The following is a 26,895-nucleotide window of genomic DNA, read 5'->3' as shown; positions in this document are numbered from 1 at the left end:
CGGGTGTCCGGCTCACCGCGCCGCCGCTCACCGCGCTCGAGACCGCCGCGGTGCTGCCGGACGGCGGCGCCTTCCTCGACCGTGCTCTCCAGCGATACGTCCGGTTCGAGGACGTGCTGCGGGCCTATCGGCGCGCACTGGGGTGCCGCGGTGCCGCGGGGATGCGCGCCCTGCTCGTCGCCGCCGCGGACCGTGCCGACTCGGCAGCCGAGCGGGTTCTGTTCCGGCTGCTGCGCGTCGCCGGGATCACGGGCTGGGTCCGCGGACGCCGGTTCGGGTGCTGGACGCTGGACCTGGCCTTCCCGGCCGCGCGGCTCGCGGTCGAGTCCGACGGCTGGGCCTGGCACTCGGACGTCGACAGGTTCCGCGCCGACCGCGCGAAGCAGAACGCCCTCGTCGCGGCGGGCTGGACCGTCCTGCGCTTCACCTGGCACGACCTCACGGGCGATCCGGATCTCGTGGTCGCCGCGATCCGCCGCGCGCTCGGACCATGATCCACGCGCGGGCAGCGGGACGTCCGGAATCCGAGCGTTCCGCTGCCCGGACGTGGATCACGGGCGCGCCGTAGAGCCGTCTAGCGGCGCTGGAGGGAGATGCGGGCCCAGGTGAAGGTCAGCAGCGCCACCCCGAGCACCGCGAGGATCAGCCCCGGGCCGGGGCCCGCGACGCCCTCGGGGGCCCCGGTCTGCCGGCTCCACACCGCCCACACGCCGTTGACCAGCGAGATCCCGCAGCCGACGGCGGAGATCCAGGCCAGCGCCCAGTACCGGGTGGTCAGCGCGAGCGCCGACGCCACGACGCCGAACGCGGTGGCGGTGAAGGTGAACAGCCGCGGCAGCGGCCCGGCCGACTCCGCCCCGACCAGCAGCTGCCAGCCCGTGGCTCCCGCCACCCAGGGCAGCAGCAGCGCCCCGACGACGGCCAGGGTGCCGATCGCGGCGACCAGCGCCGCCACCCCGGGGTCGATCCGCCGTTCCACCCGCCGGGCCACCCCGGCGAGCTCCGTCTCCAGCGCCGACAGCGTCGGGTCGGCCTCGCGGTCCCACGGCGCCCGGTCGCCGTCCGGTCCCCGGCGCTCCCGGCGGGAGCCCTGCTCCTCGCTCATCGTCCGCTCCGTCCGTCCCTCGTTCACGACCCCTGGGCCCCGCACCCCGCGGCGACCGGCTCGGGGGCCGGCCTACCGAAGCCCGGCAGGCCCAGCCCCGTCGGTGCGCCGCCCGGCCGCTGCCCGGCCTCGTGGGCGTCGCCCGCGCGGGTGCGCCGGTGGTCCAGCACCCCGTCGTCGGCGACGAGGTGGTGCGGCGCCCCGTAGCCGACCCGCACCGTCACCAGGTCGCCGGGCCGGATGCCGCCGGCGTCGACCCGGGGGCCGGGCGCGAAGTGCACCAGCCGCCCGTCCCGGGCGCGCCCGCTCATCCGCCGGGTGGCGCCGTCCTTACGGCCCTCCCCCGTGCTCACCAGCACCTCGACCTCGCGGCCCTCGAGCGCGCGGTTCTCCTCCCAGGAGATCTGCTCCTGCAGCGCCACCAGCCGCTCGTACCGCTCCTGGACGACGGCCTTGGGCAGCTGGTCGGGCAGCTCGGCCGCCGGGGTGCCCGGGCGGGGCGAGTACTGGAAGGTGAAGGCCTGCGCGAAGCGCGCGCGGCGCACGACCTCGAGCGTCTCCGCGAAGTCCTCCTCGGTCTCCCCCGGGAACCCGACGATGATGTCGGTGGACACCGCGGCGTCGGGGATCGAGGCGCGCACCTCGTCGAGGATGCCCAAGAAGCGCGACGAGCGGTACGAGCGGCGCATGGCCCGCAGCACCCGGTCCGATCCCGACTGCAGCGGCATGTGCAGCTGCGGGCAGACGTTCGGCGTCTCGGCCATGGCGGCGATGACGTCCGAGGTGAAGTCCCGCGGGTGGGGCGAGGTGAACCGCACGCGCTCCAGCCCGGGCACGGTCCCGCACGCCCGCAGGAGCTTCGCGAAGGCCTGGCGGTCGCCGAACTCCGATCCGTAGGCGTTGACGTTCTGCCCCAGCAGGGTCACCTCGAGCACGCCGTCCGCGGCGAGGGCCTCGACCTCGGCGAGGATGTCCCCCGGTCGCCGGTCGCGCTCCTTGCCGCGCAGCGAGGGCACGATGCAGAAGGTGCAGGTGTTGTTGCAGCCGACCGAGATCGAGACCCATCCGGCGTAGGCCGACTCGCGGCGCGCCGGCAGCGTCGACGGGAAGACCTCGAGCGACTCGAGGATCTCCACCTCGGCCGCGCGGTTGTGCCGGGCGCGCTCGAGCAGCGCGGGCAGCGACCCGACGTTGTGCGTGCCGAACACGACGTCGACCCACGGGGCCCTCTTCGTGATCGTGTCCCGGTCCTTCTGGGCCAGGCAGCCGCCAACGGCGATCTGCATGTCGGGGTTCGCGGTCTTGGCCGGGCGCAGGTGGCCGAGGTTGCCGTAGAGCTTGTTGTCCGCGTTCTCCCGGACCGCGCAGGTGTTGAAGACGACGACGTCCGCCTGCGCCGGGTCCTCGGCGCGCGCATAGCCCGCGGACTCCAGCAGACCGGCCACCCGCTCGGAGTCGTGCACGTTCATCTGGCACCCGTAGGTGCGGATGGTGTAGCTGCGGGTCACGCCACGAGGGTATGCCCCGCAGGCGGAGCGGGCGGAGCCGACCGTCGACACGCGGGCCGAGCGGGCGGAGCCGGCCGTCGCACACCGCCCGGCACCACGGGCCCGGGGACGACACGGCGGCACCGGCTCCGGCACGATGCCGCGATGGAGCCCGGACGCCGGCTGGACCGCCGGTCCGCGCTGCGCGTCCTGGCCGCCCTCGCCGTGCTCCCTGCCCTCCCGGCCTGCGGCGCCGACTTCGCCGGACGCCGGCTGTCGATCGCCGCGGGCGTGGCCTCCGGCGTCTACGTCCGGCTCGCGGGGGCGCTCGCCGAGGTGTGGCGCGAGCACCTCGGCCTGGCCGCGACCCCCACCGTGCTGACGACGGCCGGCTCGGTCGAGAACCTCGACCGTCTCGCGGACGGCACCGCGGACGTCGCGTTCAGCCAGGTCGACACGGCGGCCGAGCGGCTCGCGGGTCTCGCGCCGGGCGATCCCCGCGCGCTGCGCGCCCTCGCCCGCATCTACGACGACGCGCTGCACGTCGTGGTCCGGCGGGACTCGCCGGTCCGGCGGATCGCCGACCTGCGCGGCCGCGCCGTGTCGATCGGGACCCCGACCTCGGGGTACTACGCCGTGGCCCGGCGCCTGCTGGAGAGCGCCGGCCTGGACCCGGACCGGGACGTCGACGCCCGGCAGCTCGGTCTGTCCGACGCGGCCGACGCGGTGCAGGCCGGGGAGATCGAGGCCTTCTTCTGGTTCGGCGGCCTGCCCACCACGGGCGTCGCCGAGCTCGCCGCGGCCACGCCGATCCGGTTGCTGGACCTGTCCGACCTGCTCGAGGCCGTCCGGGCCCGCTACCCCGTCTACTCCTCCGGCACGGTCCCGGCCTCCACGTACGACATCGGCGAGCCGGTGGCCACGCTGTTCGTGCGCAACCTGCTGCTGGTGCCCGCCGCGCTCGACGACGACCTGGCCGGCGCCCTCGTCGGCACGGTGTTCGCGGAGCAGCCCCGGCTCGCGACGACCAGTCCCTCCGCCCTGACGATCGACGCCCGGGCCGCCATCGGCACCCAGCCCGTCCCGCTGCACCCCGGGGCCGAACGGTTCTACCGCGAGGCCAAGGGCGCGTGACGGGACCGTCCGAGAGGTGAGGTAAAGGACAGGCAATGCTCGGGCATAACAAGGCTATGCTCCGCTCACCCGGGCGACCCGCCCGCCGACCGAGGAGCCGCCCGTGCCCCGCCCCCGCGTTTCCCGACGTGTCCGGATCGCCTCGGCGACGGTCGCCGTGGTGGCGGCCCTCGCCCCGCTGACCGCCTGCGGGAGCTCCGCCGACCTGACCATCTACTCGGGCCGCAACGAGCAGCTCGTGGGCGGGCTGCTCGAGAAGCTGGAGGAGCGGGTCGGCGGGAGCGTCGAGGTGCGCTACGGGGGCAGTGCCGAGCTCGCCGCCCAGCTGCTGGAGGAGGGCACCGGCACCGAGGCGGACGTCTTCTTCTCCCAGGACGCGGGTGCCCTCGGGGCGCTCGACGAGGCGAACCGCCTCGAGCCGCTGCCGCCCGCGGCGCTCGAGGCCGTGCCCGAGATCTACCGCGCCGACGACGGCAGCTGGGTCGCCACCTCGGCCCGGTCCCGCGTGCTGTTCTACGACCCGCGGCAGGTGTCCGAGGCGGACCTCCCGGCGACGCTCGACGCCGTGACCGACCCGAAGTGGCGCGGCCGGATCGGCTACGCGCCCACGAACGCCTCCTGGCAGGCCTTCGTCACCGGGGTGCGGGTGCTGCGCGGCGAGGACGGCGCCCGGGCCTGGCTGCAGGCCTTCGCCGCGAACCAGCCCGTGCGGTTCGAGAACAACGTCCAGATCCTCGACGCGGTGAACGCCGGGCAGATCGCCCTCGGGCTGTCCAACCACTACTACTGGTACGAGCGGGTGGCCGAGGTCGGTGAGCAGGCCGTGCCCGCCCGCGTGCACTACGTGCCGGGCGGCGACCCGCTCGGCCTGGTCAACGTGGCCGGCGCCGGCGTCGTCGCCGGGACCGCCCAGCAGGAGATGGCCCGCCGCGCGGTCGAGTTCCTGGTCTCCCCCGAGGCCCAGCAGTACTTCGCCGACGAGACCGCCGAGTACCCGGTCCGCGCGGGCGTCACGTCCACCCGGCACACCCTGCCGCCCCTCGACCAGCTGCAGCCGCCGGACATCGACCTGTCCGACCTGGCCTCGCTGCAGCAGTCGCTGACGCTGCTGCAGGAGACCGGTCTGGCGTGACCGCACCCTCCTCGGCACCCTCCTCGGCACCGTCCCCGGCGCGGTCCTCGCGATCGGGGGCGGCGCCCCGGGCCCTGCTCGGCGCCGCGGTCGTCACGGGCGTGCTGGCCTGCGTCCCGCTGCTCTACCTGGGTGTGCGCGCCCTGGAGGCGGGTCCCGGCGCGGTCGCCGCGGTCCTGACCCGGCCGCGGACCGGCGAGCTGCTGGTCCGCAGCGTGCTGCTCGCCGGCACGGTCACGGCGGCCTGCCTCGTCCTGGGCTGTGGGCTGGCCTGGCTCGTGTCCCGCACCGACCTGCCCGGGCGTCGGGCGTGGGCCGTGGTCCTGGCGCTGCCGCTGGCCGTCCCCTCGTACGTCGCCGGGTTCACCTGGATCGCCGAGTGGCCGGGACTGGCCGGTTTCCCGGGCGCCTTCCTGGTGCTCACCCTGGTCAGCTACCCGTACGTGCTGCTGCCGGTCGCAGCGGCGCTCCGGGTGTCCGACGGCGGGCTGGAGGAGGTCGCCCGCTCCCTCGGCCGGGGCCCGGGCCAGGTCCTGCTGGCGGTGACCCTGCGCCGGGTCCGCCCGACGGCCGCGGCCGCGAGCCTGCTCGTCGCGCTCTACGTGCTCAGCGACTTCGGCGCGGTCTCGCTCATGCGCTACGAGACCTTCACCCTCGGCATCTTCACCAGCTACCGGGCCACCTTCGACCGGACGCCCGCCGCCGTGCTCGGATGCGTCCTCGTGGCCCTCGCCGCGCTGCTGACCTGGGGCGAGTACCGGGCACGCGGGCGGGCGGCCGGATGGGTCGGGCGCGGCACCCCGCGACCTCCGGTACCCGTGCGGCTGGGCGCCTGGCGGCCGCCGGCGCTCCTCGCGGTGGCCGCCGTCGCCGGCGCGGCGCTCGGGGTGCCCGCGGTGAGCCTGGTGCGCTGGACCGTGGCGGGCACGTCGGGCGGGGTCGACTGGCCGGCGCTGGGCAGCGCCGCGCTGGGGAGCCTGCAGGCCGCCGGGCTGGGTGCGGCCCTGACGACCCTGCTCGCGCTGCCGGTCGGGATCCTCGCGGCGCGATACCGCGGCCGGACGGTCACCGCCGTCGAGACCGCCGCCTACGCCGGCCACGCGCTGCCGGGTGTGACGATCGGGCTCGCCCTGGTCTTCGTCGGGATCCGCCTGGTGCCGGGGGTGTATCAGGAGCTGCCGCTGCTGGTCGTCGGGTACGCGGTGCTGTTCCTGCCCCTGGCGGTCGGGGCCGTCCGGACCGCCGTCGCGGCCGCGCCCGTCGGGCACGAGGAGGTGGCGCGCTCGCTCGGCTGCGGGCGCGCGGCCGCGTTCGCCCGCGTCACCCTTCCCCGCGCGCTGCCCGGCACGGTCGCCGGCGCCGCGCTCGTCTTCCTCACCGTCGTCAAGGAGCTGCCGGTGACGCTGATGCTGCGGCCGACCGGCACCGAGACCCTGGCGGTGCAGCTGTGGAGCCACACGGGGGCGGGCGCGTTCGCGGCCGCCGCCCCGTACGCCGTGGTCCTCGTGCTGGTCTCGGCCGTCCCGGCCGCCCTGCTCGATCGGGCGGTGCACCGGTGAACGCCGGTCTGACGGTCGCGGACGTGCACGCGGGCCACCCCGGCGTGTCCGTCCTGCGCGGCGTGGACCTCACGGTGCCCGCCGGCGCGCTCGTGGCGGTGCTGGGTGGCTCGGGCAGCGGAAAGACGACGTTGCTGCGCTGCGTGGCCGGCTTCCATCCGCTCGACGCGGGCGAGATCCGGTTCGGCGAGCGCGTCGTGGCCGGGCCGGGCGTCGACGTCCCGCCCGAGCGCCGCCGCGTCGGCCTGGTCCCGCAGGACGGCTCCCTGTTCGCCCACCTGTCGGTGGCCGCGAACGTCGGTTTCGGGCTCGACCGGGCCGCCCGCCGCGGCCACCGGGTGCGCGAGCTGCTGGACCTGGTCGGGCTGGCGGACCTCGCCGACCGGATGCCGCAGGAGCTCTCCGGCGGGCAGCAACAGCGGGTCGCGCTGGCCCGCGCGCTCGCCCCGGACCCCCTGCTGGTGCTGCTCGACGAGCCGTTCAGCGCCCTCGACGCCGGGCTGCGGGCCGAGGTCCGCGAGCAGGTCCGGGACGCGCTGCGGGCGGCCGGCACGACCGCCGTCCTGGTCACCCACGACCAGCAGGAGGCGCTCGGCGTCGCGGACCTGGTCGCCCTGCTGCGGGAGGGCCGGATCGTCCAGGCCGCCCCGCCGCGGGAGATCTACGGCGCACCGGCCGATCTCGGGGTGGGCACCTTCGTCGGCGAGGCGGTGGTCCTGCCCGCGGTCGCCCGCGGCGGCTGTGCGGAGACCGTGCTGGGCGCGCTGCCGGTGGCGGCCGCGGACGGCCCGGGCCGGCTCCTGGTCCGGCCCGAGCAGCTGCGGCTACGCCCCGGCGGGCCGGCGCGCGTCCGGGAGGTGATCTTCCACGGGCACGACGCGACCGTGCTCGTGGACCTCGACGGCACGGCGCTGCGCTGCCGCACGGCCGAACCGGAGACCCCGGAGCCGGGCACCGCGGTGGGCCTGGAGGTGCACGGACCGGTCCGCTTCTACCCGGACTGACGCCCGCACCGCGGCGCAAGCCCGGCCGAGGAGCTCCTGCAGGACGACCCCGGCGACCAGGCACGCGAGCACGACGAGGGCCGTGGGCAGCCCGGTCAGCGCCGTCATGACGGCGTAGTGGGTCAGGTAGATCGCCAGCGACGCCCCCGCCAGCAGCCCGCACACCCGCACGAGCGGCCTCGGCACCGGGAGCGTGGGGACCAGCAGCAGGGCCGTGCCGACCGCCACGACCGCCGCCCGGTGCGGCTCGTGGGCGAACATCATCGGCACGGCGACCGCGAGGCCGGCGAGCACGGCGACCCGCTGCGGGCCGGTCCCGGCGCGCTGCGCGGCCCAGCCCAGCGCGAACAGCCAGATCACGGTGTGCACGCTCATCTGCCGCAGGGAGAAGGCGTTGCCGCCGTCGTCGACGAACTGGCCGAGCAGCCCCACCAGGTACACGGCCGCGGGCAGCGCGAAGGGCCTGCTCCGGTCCAGCGCCCGCACCGCGGGGACGGCGAAGAGCAGCGCCATCAGCAGCAGGATCTGCGGCAGCGTCTCGACGAACCAGTACCCCCAGGCCTCCGGGTCGATCACGTAGTTCAGCAGCAGCGCGTTGTACCAGTCGACGTCCTCGGCGACGGTCGCCCGCCAGGCCACCCACAGCGCGCTCGGCACGGCGATCCGGCCTGCGGTGCGCAGGATCGTGCGCGACGGCCGGGGCGGCGCCAGGGCGAACCGCGCGAACGCCCAGCCCGCCGCGGCCAGCAGCACGTGCGAGCCGCCGAGGATCCGGAACAGCCCGACGTGCGAGCCCACGATCAGGACGATCGCGACGGTCCGCAGGACGACGGGGGTCTCCACCGGCAGCCACCGCCGGGGCACCGGCCGCGCGCCGGCCGCCCGGGCCGGCGCGGCCAGCTCCGCGACCGTGCGCTCCGGCCAGTCCGGTGGCAGCGCCCCGACCGTACGCTGCAGCCGCAGTGCGGTCTGGACGTAGCGCAGCGAGTCGCCGCCGAGCCCGACGAAGGTGTCCGTGTCGGCGATCGTGCGGCCCGGGAAGACCGCCACGAAGGCCCGCCGGACCGGGTCCGGCCCCGCGGCCGGCCGCTCCGCCGCCGGCGCCGGGTGCTCCCGGGCCGCCGCGGCGACAGCGGCGAGATCGACCTTGCCGTTGGGCAGCCGCGGGATCGCGTCGACCGCGGCGACCCGGACGGCGGTCGGCGGCAGCCCGAGCCGCTCGGCGAGCAGGTCGGCCACCGCCGCCGGGTCGCCGCGGACGACCGCGACGGACAGGCCGCGGTCGTCGCCGGTCGCCGCCGCCTGCGTCCCCTGCCCGGCGATGATCCGCTCCACCTCGTCGAGGTCCACCCGCAGCCCGAACGGCTTGACGAACCGCGCCGCCCGCCCGGTGATCTCGAGGAGACCGTCGGGTCGCAGCCGGGCCCGGTCACCGGTCTCCAGGTGGTCGACGGTGCGCCCGAGCGCGAGGTCCGCGCCGCTGCGGGCGTAGCCGAGCATCACGTTCTCGCCCCGGTAGACCAGGTCGCCGACGCCGTCGGGGCCCGGTCCCTCGATGCTGAACGCACCGCCGGGCACCGGCAGCCCGACCGCGGACGGCGCCGTTGCGGCACGTTCCGGCGGCAGGTAGGCCATCCGCGCGGTCGCCTCGGTCTGGCCGTACATGACGTAGAGCGACCAGCCGCGCGCCGCGCCGAGCGCGGCGTACCGGGTGACCGCGGCGGGGTCCCACCGCCCGCCGGCCTGCGTGACGTACCGCAGCGACGGCAGCGCCCGTTCGGCGAAGCCCGTCGCGTCGAGCAGGTCGAACGTGTACGGGACGCCGTGCAGGCTGGTGAGGCCGAGCTCCTCGAACTCGGTCCAGAAGGCCGGGTCGGCGACGGACCGGTCCGGCAGCACCACCGTGGCCCCGCGCGCGAGGTTGCTGTTCACCACCGAGAGCCCGTAGCAGTACTGCAGCGGCAGGGTGAGCGGCGCCCGGTCGCCGGGCCGGATCGGCAGGTACCCGGCGATGGACTCGGCGTTCGCGGCGAGGTTGCGCGCGGACAGCCGGACCAGCTTCGGCGAGCCGGTGGAGCCCGAGGTCGGCAGCAGCAGCGCGAGGTCGGGGTGCAGCACCGGGCCGGGCCCGCGCTCCTCGATCCGCACGCCGTCCCCCTCCGACCGCACCATGACCGCGACGTCGTGCGCCGCGAGCAGCGGCTCGGTGCGCACGGGGTCGTCACCGACCAGCAGCGCGACGTGACCGGCCCGCAGGGCGGCCAGGTAGGTGACGACCGGCTCGATCCCGGGGCCCGCCACCACCGCGACGAGCTTCCGTCCGCCCCCGAGCTCCGCCGCCCGCGCGTCGGCACGCGCCGCCAGCTCCCGGTAGCTCAGGCTCTCCCCGCCCGGTACGAGCACCGCCGGCCGCCCGCCGTGGCGCGCGAGGGCTCCGGCGAACCCCGGCGTTTCGGTCATACTCACATCAGATGTGGTGAGCCTGACCTTGGCAATAGTCCGGAAGGACAGGATTCGTCACGCTTCCGGTCCCGGGGCCCGCCGCAGTCGCGCCGCCACCTTCAAACCCCCGCGGGGCGGCAGCTCCAGCACCAGCGAGCCGCCCGCCAGCTCGACGGTCCGGGCGGCGATGGCGAGGCCCAGCCCGGAGCCCTCGACGTTGTTCTGCCCCGGTGAGCGCCAGAACCGGTCCGTGGCCCGCTCCAGCTCCTCGGGCGGGATCCCCGGGCCGGTGTCCAGCACGGCGACGTCGACCAGCGGCGGCTCCGAGCCGCGCACCGGGCGGACCGTGACGGTCACGGTGCCGCCGGACGGGGTGAACTTCACGGCGTTGTCCAGCAGGGCGTCGAGCACGGTCTCGATGCCGCCGGGCGCGATGCGCACCCGCAGCCCGCGCACGCCGCCGCGCAGCAGCCGCAGACCGGTGTGCTCGGCGAGCGGCCGCCAGGCGTCGAGGCGGTCCTCGACGGCGGGGTCGACCGGCGTGTCGACCTCCCGGTCCACGCCGGCGTCGCGCTCCGCGCGGGCCAGGGCCAGCAGCCCGTCGAGCACCCCGGAGAGCCGCTCGGCCTCCTCCATCGCGGCGACGTGCTCCTCCGCGGCGGCGCCCCCGACGCGTCCGTCCAAGTTGGACAGCCGCAGGCGCAGCGCGGTGAGCGGGTTGCGCAGCTGGTGGCTCGCGTCGGCGACGAACGCGCGCTGGGTCGACAGCGCCTGGCCGACCGACTCGGCCATGCGGTCGAAGGAGAGGGTGAGCCGGCGCAGCTCGGGCGGGCCGGACCCGTCGGACACCGGCTCGGCCGGGCGCCCGGCCAGCACCGCGCGCGTCACGCGGCCGGTGCCCTCGTCGAGCCGGCGGACCGGCCGCAGGATCCAGCGGGTCACGGGCACCGCGACCAGCACGCCGAGCGCGAGCGCCGCGAGCACCAGCGCCGCCACCAGCGACCAGACCCGGATCTCGGCGGCGCGCAGGGCGTCCGTCGGGGACACCGTGATCGCCGCCCCGCGCACCTCGCCGTCGACCAGCACGGGTTCGGCGAGCACCAGCGGCCGCGTGTCCCACGGCATGATCAGCGGCGGGGCGGCCGAGCGACGGCTGGCCAGGGCGACCTGCAGTCGTTCGCGGCCGTCGGCGTCGAGCTCGGGCGGCGCGGCCCGCGAGGCCGCGACGACCCGCCCGGCCCGGTCGACGACGGTGACCGCCACGCCGTAGACCTCGTCGTAGCGGGCGATCTCCTCGCGCAGGCCGGACGCGGTGTCCTCGGTGATCGGCCGCTGCGCGCGCGAGGCGAAGTAGATGGTGTCGGTGAGCCGGTCGATGAACAGCTCCTGCTGCGTCGCCCGCGAGTTCGACACCGCCAGCGGGACACCGAGCCCCAGGGCGAGCAGCCCGACCAGCACGCAGACGATGACGAGCAGCCGGGTGCGCACGCCTCGCCCCGCTCAGCCGCCGAGCCGGTACCCGACGCCGCGCACGGTCTGCACCAGCTCCGGACGGCCGAGCTTGGTGCGCAGCGTGGCCACGTGCACGTCGAGCGTCCGGTTCGCGCCGGGCCAGCTCCGCCCCCACACCTCGGCGACGATCCGGGTGCGGGTGCACACCGTGCCGCGGGCGGCCGCGAGCAGCGCCAGGACCTGGAACTCCTTACGGGTGAGCGTGACCTCGGCACCGTCGACCGTCACGGTGTGCCGGCCGAGGTCGATGGCGACGCCGTCCTCCGTCGTGACGACCCGGTCGGCCTGCTCCCCCTCGCTCGGGCCGCGGCGGCGCTGCACGGCGTGGATCCGCGCGACCAGCTCGCCGACGTCGTAGGGCTTGACCACGTAGTCGTCCGCCCCGGAGTGCAGGCCGACGATCCGGTCCTCGACGTCCCCGCGCGCGGTCACCACGATGACGGGGACGTCGCTCGTCTGCCGGATCGCCCGGCAGACGTCGACACCGTCCGCGTCGGGCAGCCCGAGGTCGAGCAGGACGACGTCGACACCGGCGAGGTGGTCGACCGCGCCGCGGCCGTGTTCGAGCCGCGTGGTGGTCATGCCGTGCCGGTGCAGGGCGGGGCGCAGCGCCGCCGCCACCCGGTCGTCGTCCTCCACGAGCAGAATGTGCACGCGGGTCCCTCCGAGGTTGTTATTCGATAGAAACCCTAAAGCTTGCCCAAGGTGGTGGACTCGCCTGTCCGAATCGTCCTAGCGTCCCGCCATGCCTGGAGGCCGACCGTGACCGACACCCCCATGATCCGCATGGCCGCGGTGGACAAGCACTTCGGCGAGCTGCACGTGCTGAAGGACATCAACCTCGAGGTCGAGCGGGGGCAGGTCGTGGTCGTGCTGGGGCCCTCGGGCTCGGGCAAGTCCACGCTGTGCCGCACGATCAACCGGCTGGAGCCGATCGACTCCGGCACGATCGAGGTCGACGGCCGCGCGCTGCCCGCCGAGGGCAAGGCGCTGGCGGGGCTGCGGGCCGACGTCGGGATGGTCTTCCAGAGCTTCAACCTGTTCGCCCACAAGACCGTGCTCGAGAACGTGATGCTCGCGCCGGTCAAGGTGCGCCGGCAGGACAAGCCGGCAGCCGAGAAGAACGCGGTCCGGCTGCTCGAGCGCGTCGGCATCGCGAACCAGAAGGACAAGTACCCCGCCCAGCTCTCCGGCGGCCAGCAGCAGCGCGTGGCGATCGCCCGCGCGCTGGCGATGGACCCGAAGGTCATGCTCTTCGACGAGCCGACGTCCGCACTGGACCCCGAGATGGTCCAGGAGGTGCTCGACGTCATGACCACCCTCGCCAAGGAGGGCATGACGATGCTCGTGGTCACCCACGAGATGGGCTTCGCCCGCCGCGCCGCGAACCGGGTCGTCTTCATGGCCGACGGCGAGATCGTCGAGGACTCGACGCCGGACGACTTCTTCACCAACCCGTCGAGCGATCGCGCCAAGGACTTCCTCGGGAAGATCCTCACCCACTGACGCCGCTCCCCTCGAACCGACAGGAGTTCCGATGAAGTTGCGTGCCCTCGTGGTGGGGCTGGCCGCGGCCGCCCTCACCCTGACCGCCTGCGGCCAGTCGGGGAGCCCCGGCGGCTCCACCGGCCCCGTGGTCTCCGAGGCCCCGGCGGCCGACGTGCAGGTCCCCGGTTCGGCGACCTTCGCGGCCATCCAGCAGCGCGGCCGCGTGGTGATCGGCGTCAAGGACGACCAGCCCGGCCTGGGCTTCAAGGACGCGACCACCAACGAGTACTCCGGCTTCGACATCGAGATGGCGCGGCTCGTCGCCGCGAAGCTCGGCTACGGCACGGACAAGATCGACTACAAGACGGTGCCGTCCGCGGCCCGCGAGGACACGATCTCCCGCGGCGAGGTCGACTACTACGTCGGCACGTACACGATCAACGACAACCGCAAGCAGCGCGTGTCGTTCGCCGGCCCGTACTTCGTCGCCGGGCAGAGCCTGCTCGTGCGCGCCGACGAGACCGCGATCACCGGCAAGGACACCCTCAAGGGCAAGAAGGTCTGCTCGGTGACCGGCTCGACGCCGATCCAGCGGGTGCGCGACCAGGGCCTGACCGAGCCGACCAACATCGTCGAGTTCCAGACCTACACCCAGTGCGTGGACCAGCTGCTGTCCAACCAGGTCGACGCCGTCACCACGGACGACGCGATCCTCAAGGGCTACGCCGCGCAGCAGCCCGACAGGCTCAAGGTCGTCGGCGAGACCTTCTCCAGCGAGCCCTACGGCATCGGCCTGAACCGCGACGACGCCGCGCTGCGCGGCAAGATCAACGACATCCTGCAGGCCGCCTACGACGACGGCACCTGGCAGAGGATCTACGACGAGACCCTCGGCAAGTCCGGCTCGCCGGCCTCGCCGCCGGCGCTGCAGCGGTACTGATCCGCACCGGGACCCGACCGGATCCGTGAGGATCCGCGAGTGGTCCCCAAGTGATCCGACACCGACCGCGCCGGGGCGGGCCCCGCTGATCGACTCAGCGGGGCCCGCCCCGGGCCGTGTCCGTTCGAGCGCTCCGCCGGAAGGGTGGGACCCGCCGTGAACGTCCTGCTGGACAACATCGACCTCTACGCCCGGGGCTTCCTCGGCACGATCCAGCTGTTCGTCGTGTCCGCGGTCGGCTCGCTGGTCCTCGGCGCCATCCTGGCGGCGATGCGCGTCAGCCCCGTGCCGATCCTGCGGGCGTTCGGCACGGTCTACGTCAACATCCTGCGGAACACGCCGCTCACGCTGGTCATCTTCTTCTTCGCGTTCGCGTACCCGCGGCTGGAGATCGCCGATCTCTCCTTCTTCACCCGCGCCTGCATCGGCCTGATCCTCTACACGGCCGCCTTCGTCTGCGAGGTGATCCGGTCCGGGGTGAACACGGTGCCGGTCGGCCAGGCCGAAGCCTCGCGGGCCCTAGGCTTCACCTTCACCCAGACGCTCTCCCAGGTCGTGCTCCCGCAGGCGGTCCGCAACGTCGTCCCGCCGCTGGCCAACGTGCAGATCGCGCTGCTCAAGAACACCACGATCGCCGCCGGCTTCTCGGTCACCGAGGCCGGCGGGATCTACCAGGCGCTGTCGGAGCGCGGCGCCAACGTCTTCGTCGGGCTGGTCTGGGTCGCGATCGGCTTCCTCATCCTGGTCGTGCCGCTGACGCTGCTGCAGCGCAACCTGGACCGGCGCTGGAGCACCGCGCGATGAGCGCCCGTCGACACCGCGCGACGAGCGCCCGTCGGCACAGCGCGATGAGCGCCGCTCACGCCCGCGCGACGAGCACCCTCCGGGCCCGCGCGACGCACTCCGTCCGGAACCGTCCCGCCCCGTCCGTGCCGCACCCCGGGAGCGCCTCGTGACCGCCGTCCTCTACGACATCCCCGGCCCCCGGGCCCGGGCGCGCAACACGCTGCTCGGTGTCGTCGGCACCCTCGTCGTGCTGGGGCTCGTCGGCTTCGTGATCTACCGCTTCGCGGTGACCGGGCAGTTCGAGCCGCGGCTGTGGAGCTGGATCACCTACGTCAACATCCAGTACCTGCTGCTCGGCGCGCTGGGGAACACGCTGAAGGCGTTCGCGGCGGCCGCGGTGCTGGCGCTGCTGTTCGGCGCGGTGTTCGCCGCGGGCCGGCTGTCCGACCACGTCTGGATCAGTCGCGTGTCGACGGTGGTCGTGGAGTTCTTCCGCGCCGTCCCCTTGCTGGTGCTGATCTTCATCCTGTTCTTCGGCGTCTCGCGCGGGCTCGGCGTGAACATCTCGGCGTACTGGGCCGTGGTGCTGGGCCTGATGCTCTACAACGGCTCGGTGCTCGCCGAGGTGTTCCGGGCGGGGGTGCGGGCGCTGCCGCGCGGGCAGTCCGAGGCGGCCTACGCGCTGGGCCTGCGCAAGACCCAGGTCATGACGAACGTGCTGCTGCCGCAGGCGCTGCGCGCGATGCTGCCGACGATCCTCAGCCAGCTCGTCGTGGTGCTCAAGGACACCGCGCTCGGCTTCATCATCCTGTACCAGGAGCTGCTCTACCAGGCGCGCTTCCTCGGCAGCCAGGGCCAGCTCGGCGCCCCGATCCTGCAGGTCGCGATGGTGGTCGCGGTCATCTACATCGCGATGTGCCTGATCCTGTCGGGGCTGTCCAAGCTGCTGGAGAGGCGGCTGCGCCGGAGCCCGCGGGGCGGCGAGGCGCAGGCCCGCGAGGCGGAGCGCGAGGAGGAGTTCGCGGCGACCCTGTAGGACGCCCCCGAGCAGCCCTACCGGAGGTTCTCGACCCGCACCGGCTCGATCCCCTCGGCCTCGGGCAGCGCGAAGCCGAACACCTGGGCGTAGAAGCTCAGCTCGGCGTCGAGGGCGCGGCGGATGTTCTCCGAGCGCCGGAAGCCGTGCTGCTCGCCCGGGAACAGCAGGTACGCCACGGGCACCCCCCGGGCGCGGAGCGCGTCGACGATCGCCTCGGACTGGTTCGGCGGCACGATCGCATCCTCCGCGCCCTGCAGCACGATCAGCGGGGTGCGGAACAGCTCGACGTGGTGGATCGGCGAGCGCTCGCGGTACACCTCCCGGGCCGCCGGGTACGGCCCCACCAGCCCGTCGAGGTAGCGGCTCTCGAACTTGTGCGTGTCCGCGGCCAGCGCCTCCAGGTCGGCAACCCCGAAGTGGTCCGCCCCTGCGGAGAAGGGGGTGTCCTCGCGTGCCAGCGCGGCCAGGGTGGTGTACCCGCCGGCCGAGCCGCCGCGGATCGCCAGCCGCGCGCCGTCGACCCGCCCCGTCGTCGCCAGGTACCGGGCCGCGGCCAGGCAGTCCGCGACGTCGACGATGCCCCACGCGCCCTTGAGCTGCTCCCGGTAGGCCCGCCCGAAGCCGGTGGAGCCGCCGTAGTTGACGTCGACGACGCCGAAGCCACGGCTGGTCCAGTACTGCACCCCGACCGACAGCACCGGCAACGCCGCCGCGGTGGGCCCTCCGTGGATCACGACGAGCAGCGGCGGCAGGGCGCCCTCCGGCCCCCGGAACCCCGGGTTGGCGGGCGGGTAGTACAGCGCGTGCGCGGTGCGCGGTGTGCCCCCGCCGTCGACCGACGGGAAGGAGACCGCCTCGGGCACGGACAGGAAACCGTCGTCGATGCCGAGCTCGCGCGGCGCACGCAGGGTCTCCAGGTCGCCGTCGACGCTCACGACGTGCACGCCGGGCTCCTCCGTGGGCGTCCCGGCGACGACGAGCACACTGCCGACGCCGTACGGAACGACCGAGGCGACGGCCGAGAAGGGCAGGTCCAGCTCGGTGAACCCGCCGTCCGGCTCGCGGACCGCCAGCCCGTCGTAGCCCTTGCTCCAGCGCGCGAACACGACCCGCCCGCCCGGCAGCACCGCGTAGCGCGAGCTGCCCAGCTGCCAGCCCGGGACGCCGATCTCCGCGTCGAGCACCACGACGGGCTCGATGTCGTGCCCCGGCCGCCAGCGGTAGAGGTTCCACCAGCCGGTGCGGTCGGAGAGGAACCAGAGCGAGCCGTCCGGCTGCCAGGACGGCTCCGAGACCGACTCCCCCGGCCCGCCGGCGATGACCGCCTCGTCCCCGGTCTGCAGGTTGCGCCCCATCAGCACCGTGTCGTCCCACGGCATCGACGGGTGGTCCCACTGGATCCAGACCAGGCGCACCCCGTCCGGCGACAGCCGCGGGCTGGTCACGAAGTCCGGCCCGCTGACCAGCACCTCCGGCTCCGACGGCCGGTCCGCGGCCAGCCGGACGATCTCGTTGCGCACGGCCGCGGCGCCGCCCTCGGACGCGTGGCGCTCGCGGACGGCGAGGATCGCGGAGCCCTCCCGCGTGACGAACCCGTCGGCGTAGCGGTCCGCCCGGGGGAAGGCCGGCTCCGGGGTGAGCGGTTCGGGTGCCCCGCCGGGCGCGAGCCGGTACAGCCGCTGGTCGGTCCAGTTGGCGAACCAGACGACCCCCTCCCGCACCCACCAGGCGCCGCCGCCGTACTCGTGGACGCCGGTGCGCGCGTCGAACCCCTCGGGCAGCAGGTCCGTGGTGGCCCCGTCGGGCGTGCGGCGGACCAGCTGGGTGCGCCCGCCCTCGGTGGGCCGCGCCTCGGCCCAGATCACCGCGTCCCCGTCCGTCCGCGCGCCGGACAACCGCACCGAGGCCTCGACGACGAGCTCGGACGTGATCGGGGTCGGCCAGGAGCCGAAGGGCAGCACGGCGGCCGGGTCGTCCCGACCCGGGGTGGAGGGAGCGGTGTGCGCGGAGGTCACGCCGCAACGCTAGTGCCCGCCACCGACACTCCGCGATCACCCGCCGCGAACGGCGCGGTGGTGCCGTGCGGCGCGGTGGCGGGGTGGGGTCGTGGCAGCGCCGCGGTGGTGCCGGGTGGTGCCGTAGGGGGTGGGGTCGTGACGGTGCCGCGTGGTGTCGGGTGGTGCCGTCACGCCGCCGGTGGCCGGCGGCGCACCCGGGCCGCGGTGCGCAGCAACCCGGCGGCGCGGCGGAACTCCCCCGGCCGCAGCACGGGCAGGATCCCGACGGCGCCGGACAGGCCGGTCCACCAGCGCACCTGCCCGTCCGTGCGCAGGACGCCGACGGCGGGCGTGCGGCAGCCCGCGACGGCCGCCGGCAGGTTGGGGTAGATCTCGGCGAGCCGCGGCTCGGTGCAGGCGCGCACACGCACCTGCACCGTGACGCAGTCCGGGAGCTCCCGGGCGATGCGCGAACAGTGCGGGCAGGCGACGTCGTAGACCACCACGAGTTCCCGCACACGCGTCACGGGCGAAGGATTCCCGTCGGGGTCCGGGCGCCGAGAGCCGGGGTCGACCCCGATCCCGGGAGGTGCGGGGCCGCGTAGCGTGGGGGCGACCGCGCGGACAGGAGGCACCGACATGAGCCGGCCCGACGACCCACGCCCCGCCGACGACGCGACGCCCGAGCCGGTCGACGCGGACCCGAACCGGCTCACCCCGGCCGCCGGTGCCGAGTCGAGCGACGCCGAGCCGATCGACGCCGAGATCGTCGAGGAGACGACGCCGGTGCCCGCCGCCCCGCCCGCCCCCGGCACCCCGCCCGCCACCGGTTACACCGACGAGGGCGTGCCCACGCTGGACTACGTCCGGGACAAGATCGAGGGCCGCGCCGCCACGGCCGCGGGCTGGCAGGAGCTGGCCGGCGACACCGAGGCCGCCCGCACCGCCGACGAGCAGTTCGCCGACCGGGAACGCAAGGCCAAGGACAAGCTCGAGGAGATCCGCCGGTCCATGGGCCTCTGACCTCCACGAAATCCTGAACGAACGGCGCTCTCGCTCACATCTAGTGAGCGAGAGCGCCGTTCGTTCATGTCAGCGGCGGAAGAGCTTGTTGCCCAGCCAGACGATCGGGTCGTACTTGCGGTCCACGACCCGCTCCTTCATCGGGATCAGCGCGTTGTCGGTGATCTTGATGTGCTCGGGGCAGACCTCGGTGCAGCACTTCGTGATGTTGCAGTAGCCCAGGCCGTGGTCCTCCTGCGCGGTGTCGCGGCGGTCGGCGGCGTCGAGCGGGTGCATGTCCAGCTCGGCGATGCGCATGAGGTAGCGCGGGCCGGAGAAGGCCTCCTTGTTCTCCTCGTGGTCGCGCACCGCGTGGCAGGTGTTCTGGCACAGGTAGCACTCGATGCACTTGCGGAACTCCTGGCTCCGCTCCACGTCGACCTGCTGCATCCGGTACTCGCCGGGCGCCACCCCGGCCGGCGGCGCGAAGGCCGGCACCTCGCGCGCCTTGACGTAGTTGAACTCCACGTCCGTGACCAGGTCGCGGATCACCGGGAAGGTGCGCAGCGGGGTCACGGTGACGACCTCGTCGTCGGCGAAGGTCGACATGCGGGTCATGCACATCAGCCGCGGCCGGCCGTTGATCTCCGCCGAGCACGAGCCGCACTTGCCCGCCTTGCAGTTCCACCGCACGGCGAGATCGCCCGCCTCGGTCTGCTGCAGCCGGTGGATGATGTCGAGGACGACCTCGCCGTCGTTGACCTCGACCGGGTAGTCGACGAGGTCGCCGCCCTCGGCGTCCCCGCGCCAGACCCGGAAGTGGTGCCAGTGCGTGCTCACGCCTTCTCCCCCTGGTCGGCGCGGTGCCCGCCGAGCTCCTCGCCGGTGTAGTACTTCTTCAGCTCGTCGAGCTCGAACAGGTCGAACAGCTCGGGCCGCATCGGGATCTGCTCCTTGCGGGTCAGCTCGATGTTGTCCTCGCCGAGCGCCGAGCAGACCAGCAGGACGTGCCGCCAGTCGGAGTCCATCACCGGGAAGTCGTCCCGGGTGTGCCCGCCGCGGCTCTCCTGCCGCTCCAGCGCCGCCTTGGCCACGCACAGCGACACCAGCAGCATGTTCCGCAGGTCCAGGGCGAGGTGCCAGCCCGGGTTGAACTCCCGGTGCCCCTCCACGCTGACGGTGCGGGTGCGCGTGGCGATGTCCTCGAGCTTCTTGAGCGCCATCTCCATCTCGTCGGCCTTGCGGATGATCCCGACGAGCTCGTGCATGGTCTTCTGCAGCTCCAGCTGCACCACGAACGGGTTCTCGCCGCCGTCCGTCGCGCTGGAGAAGGGCAGCAGGGCCCGGTCGATCGCCGCCTCGACGTCCCCGGGCGCGACCTGCGGGACGGTACCGAGCGCGTCCGCGTACTGCGCCGCGCCGAGCCCGCACCGCCGCCCGAAGACGAGCAGGTCGGACAGCGAGTTGCCGCCGAGCCGGTTGGACCCGTGCATGCCGCCGGAGCACTCGCCCGCCGCGAACAGGCCCGGCACCGAGCTCATCCCGGTGTCCGGGTCGACCTCGATCCCACCCATCACGTAGTGGCAGGTGGGGCCGACCTCCATCGGCTCCTTGGTGATGTCGACGTCCGCCAGCTCCTTGAACTGGTGGTGCATGGACGGCAGCCGCTTGAGGATCTCCTCGGGCTTGAGTCGCGAGGCGATGTCGAGGAAGACGCCGCCGTGCGGGCTGCCGCGCCCGGCCTTGACCTCGGAGTTGATCGCCCGGGCGACCTCGTCGCGCGGCAGCAGCTCGGGCGGCCGGCGGTTGTTGTCCGGGTCGGTGTACCAGCGGTCCGCCTCCTCCTCGGTGGTGGCGTACTGCTCCTTGAACACGTCCGGCACGTACTCGAACATGAACCGCTTGCCCTCGGAGTTCCGGAGCACGCCGCCGTCGCCGCGGACCGACTCGGTGACGAGGATGCCCTTCACCGAGGGCGGCCAGACCATGCCCGTCGGGTGGAACTGCAGGAACTCCATGTTGATCAGCGTCGCGCCGGCGCGCAGGGCCAGCGCGTGGCCGTCGCCGGTGTACTCCCAGGAGTTCGAGGTGACCTGGTAGCTCTTGCCGACGCCGCCCGTCGCCATGACGATCGCCGGGGCGTCGAACCGAACGAACCGGCCGTCGTTGCGGAAGTAGCCGAAGCAGCCGGCGATGCGGCCGTCCGGGGTCGTGAAGAGCTCCGTGATCGTGCACTCGTGGAAGACGCGCAGGTGGGACTCGTAGTCCCCGGTCACCTTGTGGTCGTCCTGCTGCAGCGACACGATCTTCTGCTGCAGGGTGCGGATCAGCTCGAGCCCGGTGCGGTCGCCGACGTGCGCCAGCCGCGGGTAGGTGTGCCCGCCGAAGTTCCGCTGGCTGATCTTGCCGTCCTTGGTGCGGTCGAACAGCGCGCCGTAGGTCTCCAGCTCCCAGACGCGCTCGGGCGCCTCCTTGGCGTGCAGCTCGGCCATCCGCCAGTTGTTCAGGAACTTCCCGCCGCGCATGGTGTCGCGGTAGTGGACCTGCCAGTTGTCGTTCGGGTTCGCGTTGCCCATCGCCGCGGCGCAGCCGCCCTCGGCCATCACCGTGTGGGCCTTGCCGAACAGCGACTTCGAGATGATCGCGACCCGCTTGCCCTGCAACCTCGCCTCGATCGCCGCGCGCAGGCCGGCGCCCCCGGCGCCGATGACGACGACGTCGTACGCGTGCTGCTCGACTGTGCGGTCGGTCTGGTCGGTCATCGGTCTCACCCCACGATCCGCAGGTCGGGAATCCAGCCCGCGGAGACGCACATGACGTAGGCGTCCGTGATCGCGAGGCTGGCCAGCGTGATCCACGCCAGCTGCATGTGCTTGCCGTTGAGCTTGGTGACGAAGGTCCAGGCCCGGTACCGCAGCGGGTGCCGGGAGAAGTGGTTGAGCCGGCCGCCGACGATGCTGCGGCAGGAGTGGCAGGACACCGTGTACGCCCACAGCAGGATCACGTTGGCGAGCAGGATGATGTTGCCCAGGCCCAGCCCGAAGCTCCCGTCCGCCTTGATGAACGCCAGGATCGCGTCGTAGGTGTTGACGACCGAGATCAGGGCCGCGATGTAGAAGAAGTAGCGGTGCAGGTTCTGCAGGATCAGCGGGAAGCGGGTCTCGCCCGTGTACTTGCCGTGCGGCTCGGCGACCGCACAGGCCGGCGGGCTCGCCCAGAACGCCCGGTAGTAGGCCTTGCGGTAGTAGTAGCAGGTCAGCCGGAACAGCAGCAGGAACGGCAGGCTGATCAAGGCGTACGGCAGCCACGGCACGTCCGCTACGAACCGGCCGAAGTGCGCCGCCTGCTCGACGCAGCCGTAGGACACGCAGGGCGAGTAGAACGGCGTCAGGTAGTTGTACTCCGCGACGAAGTACCACTCCTGCATGAAGGCCCGGACGGTCGCGTAGAGGACCCACGCCCCGAGCCCGACCACGTTGAGCAACGGTGGGAGCCACCAGCGGTCGGTGCGGAGCGTCCGCGCCGCGATCCGGGCCCGGCCCGCGCCCCGCTGATCGGCGATGTCAGTGGTGGATGACACGTCGTCGTTGTCCCCGTCTTCTCCGGCGTCATTGCCTGCAGTGCGGATCACACGGAGGGTACGACGTGGGTCACACGCGGGAAGTGTCAGGTCGGGAACAAATGGGTAGTCGAGACGGACGTCACACTCCGTGGCGGCGCCCTCACGCAGCACGACGAGCCCGACCCCCACCTGGGGAATCGGGCTCGTCCGTGTTCGGTTGTCGGGCCGCCGGAGCGGGCCGTCAGGCCTTCTTGCGCCGCCCGCCGACGGTCGCCTTCAGGTAGTCGTGGTTCAGCTGGGAGATCACGTCGAGCGGGATCTCCTTCGGGCACGCCGTGGCGCAGGCACCGGTGTTGGTGCAGCCGCCGAAGCCGGCGTCGTCGTGCGTCTCGACCATGTTGACCACGCGCTCCCAGCGCTCCGGCTGACCCTGCGGCAGCTCGCCGAGGTGGGTCAGCTTCGCGCCGAGGAACAGCGAGGCGGAACCGTTGGGGCAGGCCGCCACGCAGGCGCCGCACTGGATGCAGTTCGCCGCGGCGAACGAGCGGTCCGCGTTGGCCTTCGGCACCGGAGTGGCGTGCGCCTCCGGGGCCGAGCCGGTGTTGACCGAGATGTAGCCGCCGGCCTGGATGATCTTGTCGAACGCGCTGCGGTCGACGACCAGGTCCTTGATCACCGGGAACGCGCCGGCCCGCCACGGCTCGACGGTGATGGTGGACCCGTCGTGGAACTTCCGCATGTGCAGCTGGCAGACGGTGGTGGCCTTCTCGGGGCCGTGCGGGTGCCCGTCGACGACCATGCTGCACGAGCCGCAGATGCCCTCGCGGCAGTCGTGGTCGAACGCGACGGGCTCCTCGCCCGAGAGGATCAGCTTCTCGTTCAGCACGTCGAGCAGCTCGAGGAACGACATGTCCTCGGTCGCGTCCTCGACGACGTACTCGACCATGCGGCCCTTGTCGACGGCGTCGCGCTGCCGCCAGACACGCAGGTTGACCTTCACTTGTAGCTCCGCTGGGTCGGGTGGACGTACTCGAACTCGAGCTCTTCCTTGTGCAGCACCGGGGCCGAGCCCCGACCGGTGTACTCCCACGCGGCCGCGTACGAGAAGTTCTCGTCGTCGCGCTGCGCCTCGCCGTCCTCGGTCTGGCTCTCGCCGCGGAAGTGGCCGCCGCAGGACTCCCTGCGGTGCAGGGCGTCCAGGCACATGAGCTCACCGAGCTCGAGGAAGTCGGCCACGCGGCCGGCCTTCTCCAGGCTCTGGTTGAGCTCCTGGCCGGTGCCCGGGATCTTGACGTTGTTCCAGAACTCGCGCCGCAGCTCGGGGATGAGCTCGAGCGCCTTGCGCAGCCCGTCCTCGGTGCGCTCCATGCCGCAGTAGTCCCACATGATGTGGCCCAGCTCGCGGTGGAAGGAGTCGACGGTCCGGGTGCCGTTGATCGACAGCAGCCTCTCGATGCGCTCGCGCACCTCGGTCTCCGCCTCGACGACCGCCGGGTCGTCCGGTGCCACCGGCGCCAGCTTGTTCGACGCCAGGTAGTCGCCGATCGTGACCGGCAGGACGAAGTAGCCGTCGGACAGGCCCTGCATCAGCGCGGACGCGCCGAGCCGGTTGGCTCCGTGGTCGGAGAAGTTCGCCTCGCCCGCCACGTACAGGCCCGGGATGGTGCTCTGCAGGTCGTAGTCGACCCACAGCCCGCCCATCGTGTAGTGCACCGCGGGGAAGATGCGCATCGGCACCTCGTACGGGTTCTCCCCGGTGATGCGCTCGTACATCTCGAAGAGGTTGCCGTACTTGGCCTCGACGGCCTTGCGCCCGAGCCGCTGGATCGCGTCGTCGAAGTCGAGGTAGACGCCCAGGCCGGTGGGACCGACGCCGCGCTTCTCGTCGCAGACCTCCTTCGCCGCACGCGACGCGATGTCACGCGGGACCAGGTTGCCGAACGACGGGTACTTCCGCTCCAGGAAGTAGTCGCGCTCCTCGTGCGGGATCTCCCGCGGGTCGCGGGTGTCGCCGATCTGCTTCGGGACCCACACGCGGCCGTCGTTGCGCAGCGACTCGGACATCAGGGTCAGCTTCGACTGGTGGTCGCCGGAGACCGGGATGCAGGTCGGGTGGATCTGGGTGAAGCAGGGGTTGGCGAACAGCGCGCCCTTGCGGTGCGCCCGCCACGTGGCGGTGACGTTCGAGCCCTTGGCGTTCGTCGACAGGTAGAAGACGTTGCCGTAGCCGCCGGTGGCCAGCACGACCGCATCGGCGAGGTGGCTCTCGATCTCGCCGGTGACCATGTCACGCACGACGACGCCACGCGCCCGGCCCTCGACCACGATCAGCTCGAGCATCTCGTGGCGCGAGTGGACGGTGACGGTGCCGGCGTTCACCTGCCGCTCCATCGCCTGGTAGGCGCCGAGCAGCAGCTGCTGGCCCGTCTGGCCGCGGGCGTAGAACGTGCGGGAGACCTGCACACCACCGAACGAGCGGGTGTCCAGCAGGCCGCTGTACTCACGGGCGAACGGGACGCCCTGGGCCACGCACTGGTCGATGATCTGCCGGCTGATCTCCGCCAGCCGGTGCACGTTCGACTCGCGGGCGCGGAAGTCGCCGCCCTTCACCGTGTCGTAGAACAGCCGGTAGACGCTGTCGCCGTCGTTGCGGTAGTTCTTCGCCGCGTTGATGCCGCCCTGCGCGGCGATCGAGTGCGCCCGCCGCGGGCTGTCCTGGTAGCAGAACGAGGTGACCTGGTAGCCGGCCTCGCCCAGGGTCGCCGCCGCGGCGCCGCCGGCCAGGCCGGTGCCCACGACGATGATGTGGACCTTCCGCTTGTTGGCCGGGTTGACCAGCTTGACGCCGAACTTGCGGCGCTCCCACCGCGTCTCGATCGGACCGTCGGGAGCGGCCTTGTCGACGACGGGAGCGCCGACGGTGTAGTCGGAGAAGCTCATATCAGATCCATCCGAGGGTGACGGAGATCGGGACGATCATGAAGCCCACGATCAGCACGCCGGCGAAACCCGTGGCGATCGCCTTCAGGATCGGCTCGCGCTTGTTGCTGTTCCAGCCGAAGGTCTGGACGGCGCTCCACAGCCCGTGGCGCAGGTGGAGGAACAGCGCGATCAGGGCGACGAGGTACCAGACCGTCACGTACCAGCGGCTCGGGGCGAAGTCCGCGTGCACGTTGTCCCACACGGCCAGGTGCTCGCCGTTGGGGTTCAGCGTCCCGGTCGTCAGGTCGAGGATGTGGTAGACGACGAAGAGCAGGATGATCACGCCGCCCCACCGCATGGTGCGGGTCGTGTAGTTGCCCTTCACCTTGTTGCCGGCCACGTACTTCACCGGGCGCGCCTTCTTCGCCCGCAGCGCCAGCACCGTCGCGGCCCAGATGTGCCCGACGACCGCCAGCGTGAGGACGACCCGGATCACCCAGACAAAGCCCTCGTTGCCCAGCAGGGGCTCGAGGATCGTCCGGATCCAGACCGCGTAGCCGTCGATGTTCTCGGGCCCGAAGAAGATCTGCAGGTTGCCGAGCATGTGCACGACGAGGTAGAGCACCAGCAGGACCGAGCTGACCGCGATCACGAACTTGAGCAGGACGGCGGGGATGCGCGGCTTCCTCGACCGCGCGGGCGCCGCCGCGGAGTTTGCCGGGGCCTTCTTGCCTGCCGAGCCCCTGTTAGACACCTGTGTCGCCACGCGGCCAGTGCACTACTCAGGAGTCCGAGCGTCCAATGCATGGAGTCGGCATGATCTATGCACGTACGCTATACACGTGACACTTCAGCAGCTGGCGTACTTCGTGGCGGTCGCCGACGTGCGCAGCTTCACTCGGGCGGCCGATCTCGTCGGTGTAGCGCAGCCCACACTCTCCCGGCAGCTCAGGGCCCTGGAGGACGATCTGGGGGCACCCCTGGTGAACCGCGGGAAGGACGTCACGCTGACCCCCGCGGGGGAGGCGGTGCTGCCGCTCGCCCGCCGCATGCTCGCCGACATGGACCTGGCGCGGACCTCGGTCGCCGAGCTCGTCGGATTGCGGACGGGCCGGGTGCGGGTCGGCGCGACCCCCTCGATGTGCATCGGCCTGCTCGCCGACGTGCTGCGCCTCTTCCACGAGCGGCACCCGGAGGTCCACCTCGAGCTGGCCGAGAACGGCTCGCAGTCCCTGGTGCGCGACCTCGCCCGCGGCGCCCTCGACGTCGCGCTGGTCATCGTGCCGCCCTCCGGCGTCGATCCCGCGCTGCACACGCTGCCCCTCCTGCGCGAACGGCTCTCCGTCGCCTCGCCGCGCTCCGGCCGCCCGCCGTCCTCCCGCGGGTCGATGACGGTGGCCGAACTGTCCCGGCGCTCGCTGGTCATGGTGCGGCAGGGCTACGACCTCCGCGAGGTCACACTCGACGCCTACCGCGCCGCCGGCGTCACGCCCAAGTTCGCGGTCGAGGGCGGCGAGATGGACGCCGTCCTCCGGCTCGTCGAGGCCGGCACCGGGGTCGCGGTGGTGCCGGACCTGGTGTTCGCCGGTCGCCCCCGGCTGCGCCGCACGGTGCTGACCCCGCCGCTGTACCGGACGGTCGCGCTCGCCCGCCGGACCGACATCGCCCCCACCCACGCGGCCCAGGCCTTCATCGACACCCTGCTCGCCTACATCGGATCGGTCGCCGCGACGGGCGGCCTCTCCGCCGACGTCCAGGTGCTGCGCCGGGCGGAGGAGTGAGAG

At 73.2% G+C, this 26,895-nt stretch carries 23 protein-coding genes and 1 pseudogene; 11 read left to right on the top strand and 13 right to left on the bottom strand.

The window, feature by feature from the left end; translation table 11 throughout:
* Positions 1-50 precede the first annotated feature (50 nt).
* Positions 51-494 (top strand): endonuclease domain-containing protein, encoded by a 444-nt coding sequence (locus tag ABD990_RS27175; RefSeq protein ID WP_345383596.1) that lies wholly within the window; start codon positions 51-53, stop codon positions 492-494.
* Positions 495-574: 80 nt separating this feature from the next.
* On the opposite strand, the gene ABD990_RS27170 is transcribed toward ABD990_RS27175, so the two are convergent.
* Positions 575-1,105: an Rv2732c family membrane protein gene (locus ABD990_RS27170; RefSeq protein WP_345383595.1), complete on the bottom strand. Its 531-nt coding sequence runs from the start codon at positions 1,103-1,105 to the stop codon at positions 575-577.
* 23 nt (positions 1,106-1,128) lie between these two features.
* Positions 1,129-2,613, bottom strand: coding sequence for a tRNA (N6-isopentenyl adenosine(37)-C2)-methylthiotransferase MiaB (gene miaB, locus ABD990_RS27165; RefSeq protein ID WP_345383594.1), 1,485 nt, complete (start codon positions 2,611-2,613; stop codon positions 1,129-1,131).
* A gap of 144 nt (positions 2,614-2,757) precedes the next feature.
* Here miaB and ABD990_RS27160 point away from each other — a divergent pair, with 144 nt between their 5' ends.
* The 4 genes from ABD990_RS27160 to ABD990_RS27145 all read left to right on the top strand — a co-directional run bounded on the left by ABD990_RS27160 (position 2,758) and on the right by ABD990_RS27145 (position 7,421).
* Positions 2,758-3,726, top strand: a complete 969-nt coding sequence (locus ABD990_RS27160; RefSeq protein WP_345383593.1) for a TAXI family TRAP transporter solute-binding subunit — start codon at positions 2,758-2,760, stop codon at positions 3,724-3,726.
* A 103-nt stretch (positions 3,727-3,829) separates the two neighbouring features.
* A complete protein-coding gene (locus tag ABD990_RS27155) occupies positions 3,830-4,858 on the top strand; it encodes an iron ABC transporter substrate-binding protein (RefSeq protein WP_345383592.1) in 1,029 nt (342 codons plus the stop codon).
* Positions 4,855-6,417 (top strand): ABC transporter permease, encoded by a 1,563-nt coding sequence (locus ABD990_RS27150; RefSeq protein ID WP_345383591.1) that lies wholly within the window; start codon positions 4,855-4,857, stop codon positions 6,415-6,417. Before ABD990_RS27155 ends, ABD990_RS27150 begins: the two co-directional genes overlap by 4 nt.
* Complete coding sequence (locus tag ABD990_RS27145; protein WP_345383590.1) at positions 6,414-7,421, top strand: ABC transporter ATP-binding protein; 1,008 nt, start codon at positions 6,414-6,416, stop codon at positions 7,419-7,421. The genes ABD990_RS27150 and ABD990_RS27145 overlap by 4 nt, the downstream gene beginning before the upstream one ends.
* Positions 7,422-8,921: 1,500 nt before the next feature.
* Here ABD990_RS27145 and ABD990_RS27140 read toward each other — a convergent pair.
* The 3 genes and pseudogenes from ABD990_RS27140 to ABD990_RS27130 form a co-directional block, all read right to left on the bottom strand.
* Positions 8,922-9,593 (bottom strand): annotated as a pseudogene (locus ABD990_RS27140) (AMP-binding protein); the annotation flags it as partial.
* A gap of 345 nt (positions 9,594-9,938) precedes the next feature.
* The gene (locus ABD990_RS27135) at positions 9,939-11,351 is read right to left on the bottom strand and encodes a sensor histidine kinase (protein WP_345383589.1); all 1,413 of its coding nucleotides are present in this window, start codon (positions 11,349-11,351) and stop codon (positions 9,939-9,941) included.
* A gap of 12 nt (positions 11,352-11,363) precedes the next feature.
* Positions 11,364-12,029 carry a response regulator transcription factor gene (locus tag ABD990_RS27130; protein WP_345383588.1) on the bottom strand — a complete coding sequence of 222 codons (666 nt, stop codon included), beginning with the start codon at positions 12,027-12,029 and terminating at the stop codon, positions 11,364-11,366.
* Positions 12,030-12,152: 123 nt separating this feature from the next.
* Here ABD990_RS27130 and ABD990_RS27125 point away from each other — a divergent pair, with 123 nt between their 5' ends.
* The 4 genes from ABD990_RS27125 to ABD990_RS27110 all read left to right on the top strand — a co-directional run bounded on the left by ABD990_RS27125 (position 12,153) and on the right by ABD990_RS27110 (position 15,625).
* Positions 12,153-12,881: an amino acid ABC transporter ATP-binding protein gene (locus ABD990_RS27125; protein ID WP_345383660.1), complete on the top strand. Its 729-nt coding sequence runs from the start codon at positions 12,153-12,155 to the stop codon at positions 12,879-12,881.
* A 31-nt stretch (positions 12,882-12,912) separates the two neighbouring features.
* Entirely contained in the window at positions 12,913-13,803 is an 891-nt protein-coding gene (locus ABD990_RS27120) for a glutamate ABC transporter substrate-binding protein (protein WP_345383587.1), read from the top strand.
* 156 nt (positions 13,804-13,959) lie between these two features.
* Positions 13,960-14,607 carry an amino acid ABC transporter permease gene (locus ABD990_RS27115; protein ID WP_345383586.1) on the top strand — a complete coding sequence of 216 codons (648 nt, stop codon included), beginning with the start codon at positions 13,960-13,962 and terminating at the stop codon, positions 14,605-14,607.
* Positions 14,608-14,755: 148 nt separating this feature from the next.
* On the top strand, positions 14,756-15,625 hold the full coding sequence (locus ABD990_RS27110) for an amino acid ABC transporter permease (RefSeq protein WP_345383585.1): 870 nt from the start codon (positions 14,756-14,758) through the stop codon (positions 15,623-15,625).
* 17 nt (positions 15,626-15,642) lie between these two features.
* Here the strand turns inward: ABD990_RS27110 and ABD990_RS27105 are convergent, their stop codons facing one another.
* Together ABD990_RS27105 and ABD990_RS27100 are read right to left on the bottom strand one after the other, a co-directional pair.
* Positions 15,643-17,643 carry a S9 family peptidase gene (locus ABD990_RS27105; protein ID WP_345383584.1) on the bottom strand — a complete coding sequence of 667 codons (2,001 nt, stop codon included), beginning with the start codon at positions 17,641-17,643 and terminating at the stop codon, positions 15,643-15,645.
* A gap of 170 nt (positions 17,644-17,813) precedes the next feature.
* Positions 17,814-18,152, bottom strand: coding sequence for a hypothetical protein (locus tag ABD990_RS27100; RefSeq protein WP_345383583.1), 339 nt, complete (start codon positions 18,150-18,152; stop codon positions 17,814-17,816).
* A 112-nt stretch (positions 18,153-18,264) separates the two neighbouring features.
* On the opposite strand from ABD990_RS27100, the gene ABD990_RS27095 reads away from it, so the two are divergent.
* Positions 18,265-18,648, top strand: coding sequence for a hypothetical protein (locus ABD990_RS27095; protein ID WP_345383582.1), 384 nt, complete (start codon positions 18,265-18,267; stop codon positions 18,646-18,648).
* A gap of 69 nt (positions 18,649-18,717) precedes the next feature.
* Here the strand turns inward: ABD990_RS27095 and ABD990_RS27090 are convergent, their stop codons facing one another.
* The 6 genes from ABD990_RS27090 to ABD990_RS27065 all read right to left on the bottom strand — a co-directional run bounded on the left by ABD990_RS27090 (position 18,718) and on the right by ABD990_RS27065 (position 25,865).
* Positions 18,718-19,467 carry a succinate dehydrogenase/fumarate reductase iron-sulfur subunit gene (locus ABD990_RS27090; protein WP_345383581.1) on the bottom strand — a complete coding sequence of 250 codons (750 nt, stop codon included), beginning with the start codon at positions 19,465-19,467 and terminating at the stop codon, positions 18,718-18,720.
* Positions 19,464-21,389 (bottom strand): fumarate reductase/succinate dehydrogenase flavoprotein subunit, encoded by a 1,926-nt coding sequence (locus ABD990_RS27085; protein ID WP_345383580.1) that lies wholly within the window; start codon positions 21,387-21,389, stop codon positions 19,464-19,466. The genes ABD990_RS27090 and ABD990_RS27085 overlap by 4 nt, the downstream gene beginning before the upstream one ends.
* A 5-nt stretch (positions 21,390-21,394) precedes the next feature.
* Entirely contained in the window at positions 21,395-22,207 is an 813-nt protein-coding gene (locus ABD990_RS27080; protein ID WP_345383579.1) for a hypothetical protein, read from the bottom strand.
* Positions 22,208-22,430: 223 nt separating this feature from the next.
* A complete protein-coding gene (locus tag ABD990_RS27075) occupies positions 22,431-23,189 on the bottom strand; it encodes a succinate dehydrogenase/fumarate reductase iron-sulfur subunit (protein WP_345383578.1) in 759 nt (252 codons plus the stop codon).
* Positions 23,186-25,129: a fumarate reductase/succinate dehydrogenase flavoprotein subunit gene (locus ABD990_RS27070; RefSeq protein WP_345383577.1), complete on the bottom strand. Its 1,944-nt coding sequence runs from the start codon at positions 25,127-25,129 to the stop codon at positions 23,186-23,188. Before ABD990_RS27070 ends, ABD990_RS27075 begins: the two co-directional genes overlap by 4 nt.
* A 1-nt stretch (position 25,130) precedes the next feature.
* Positions 25,131-25,865, bottom strand: a complete 735-nt coding sequence (locus tag ABD990_RS27065) for a succinate dehydrogenase cytochrome b subunit (RefSeq protein ID WP_345383576.1) — start codon at positions 25,863-25,865, stop codon at positions 25,131-25,133.
* A gap of 88 nt (positions 25,866-25,953) precedes the next feature.
* Between ABD990_RS27065 and ABD990_RS27060 the strand changes: the two genes are divergently transcribed.
* Complete coding sequence (locus ABD990_RS27060) at positions 25,954-26,892, top strand: LysR family transcriptional regulator (protein ID WP_345383575.1); 939 nt, start codon at positions 25,954-25,956, stop codon at positions 26,890-26,892.
* The last annotated feature ends 3 nt before the right edge of the window (positions 26,893-26,895 follow it).

The sequence above is a fragment of the Pseudonocardia yuanmonensis genome (genome assembly GCF_039542425.1).
GTDB lineage: Bacteria > Actinomycetota > Actinomycetes > Mycobacteriales > Pseudonocardiaceae > Pseudonocardia > Pseudonocardia yuanmonensis.
This window is presented reverse-complemented; position numbering and strand designations above follow the sequence as displayed.

Excerpts from the sequence above, each read along its gene's own strand:
- ABD990_RS27170 (WP_345383595.1), bottom strand. The coding sequence starts at position 1,105 with ATGAGCGAGGAGCAGGGCTCCCGCCGGGAGCGCCGGGGACCGGACGGC.
- ABD990_RS27160 (WP_345383593.1), top strand. The coding sequence starts at position 2,758 with ATGGAGCCCGGACGCCGGCTGGACCGCCGGTCCGCGCTGCGCGTCCTG.
- ABD990_RS27125 (WP_345383660.1), top strand. The coding sequence starts at position 12,153 with ATGATCCGCATGGCCGCGGTGGACAAGCACTTCGGCGAGCTGCACGTG.
- ABD990_RS27120 (WP_345383587.1), top strand. The coding sequence starts at position 12,913 with ATGAAGTTGCGTGCCCTCGTGGTGGGGCTGGCCGCGGCCGCCCTCACC.
- ABD990_RS27095 (WP_345383582.1), top strand. The coding sequence starts at position 18,265 with ATGAGCCGGCCCGACGACCCACGCCCCGCCGACGACGCGACGCCCGAG.
- ABD990_RS27085 (WP_345383580.1), bottom strand. The coding sequence starts at position 21,389 with ATGACCGACCAGACCGACCGCACAGTCGAGCAGCACGCGTACGACGTC.
- ABD990_RS27070 (WP_345383577.1), bottom strand. The coding sequence starts at position 25,129 with ATGAGCTTCTCCGACTACACCGTCGGCGCTCCCGTCGTCGACAAGGCC.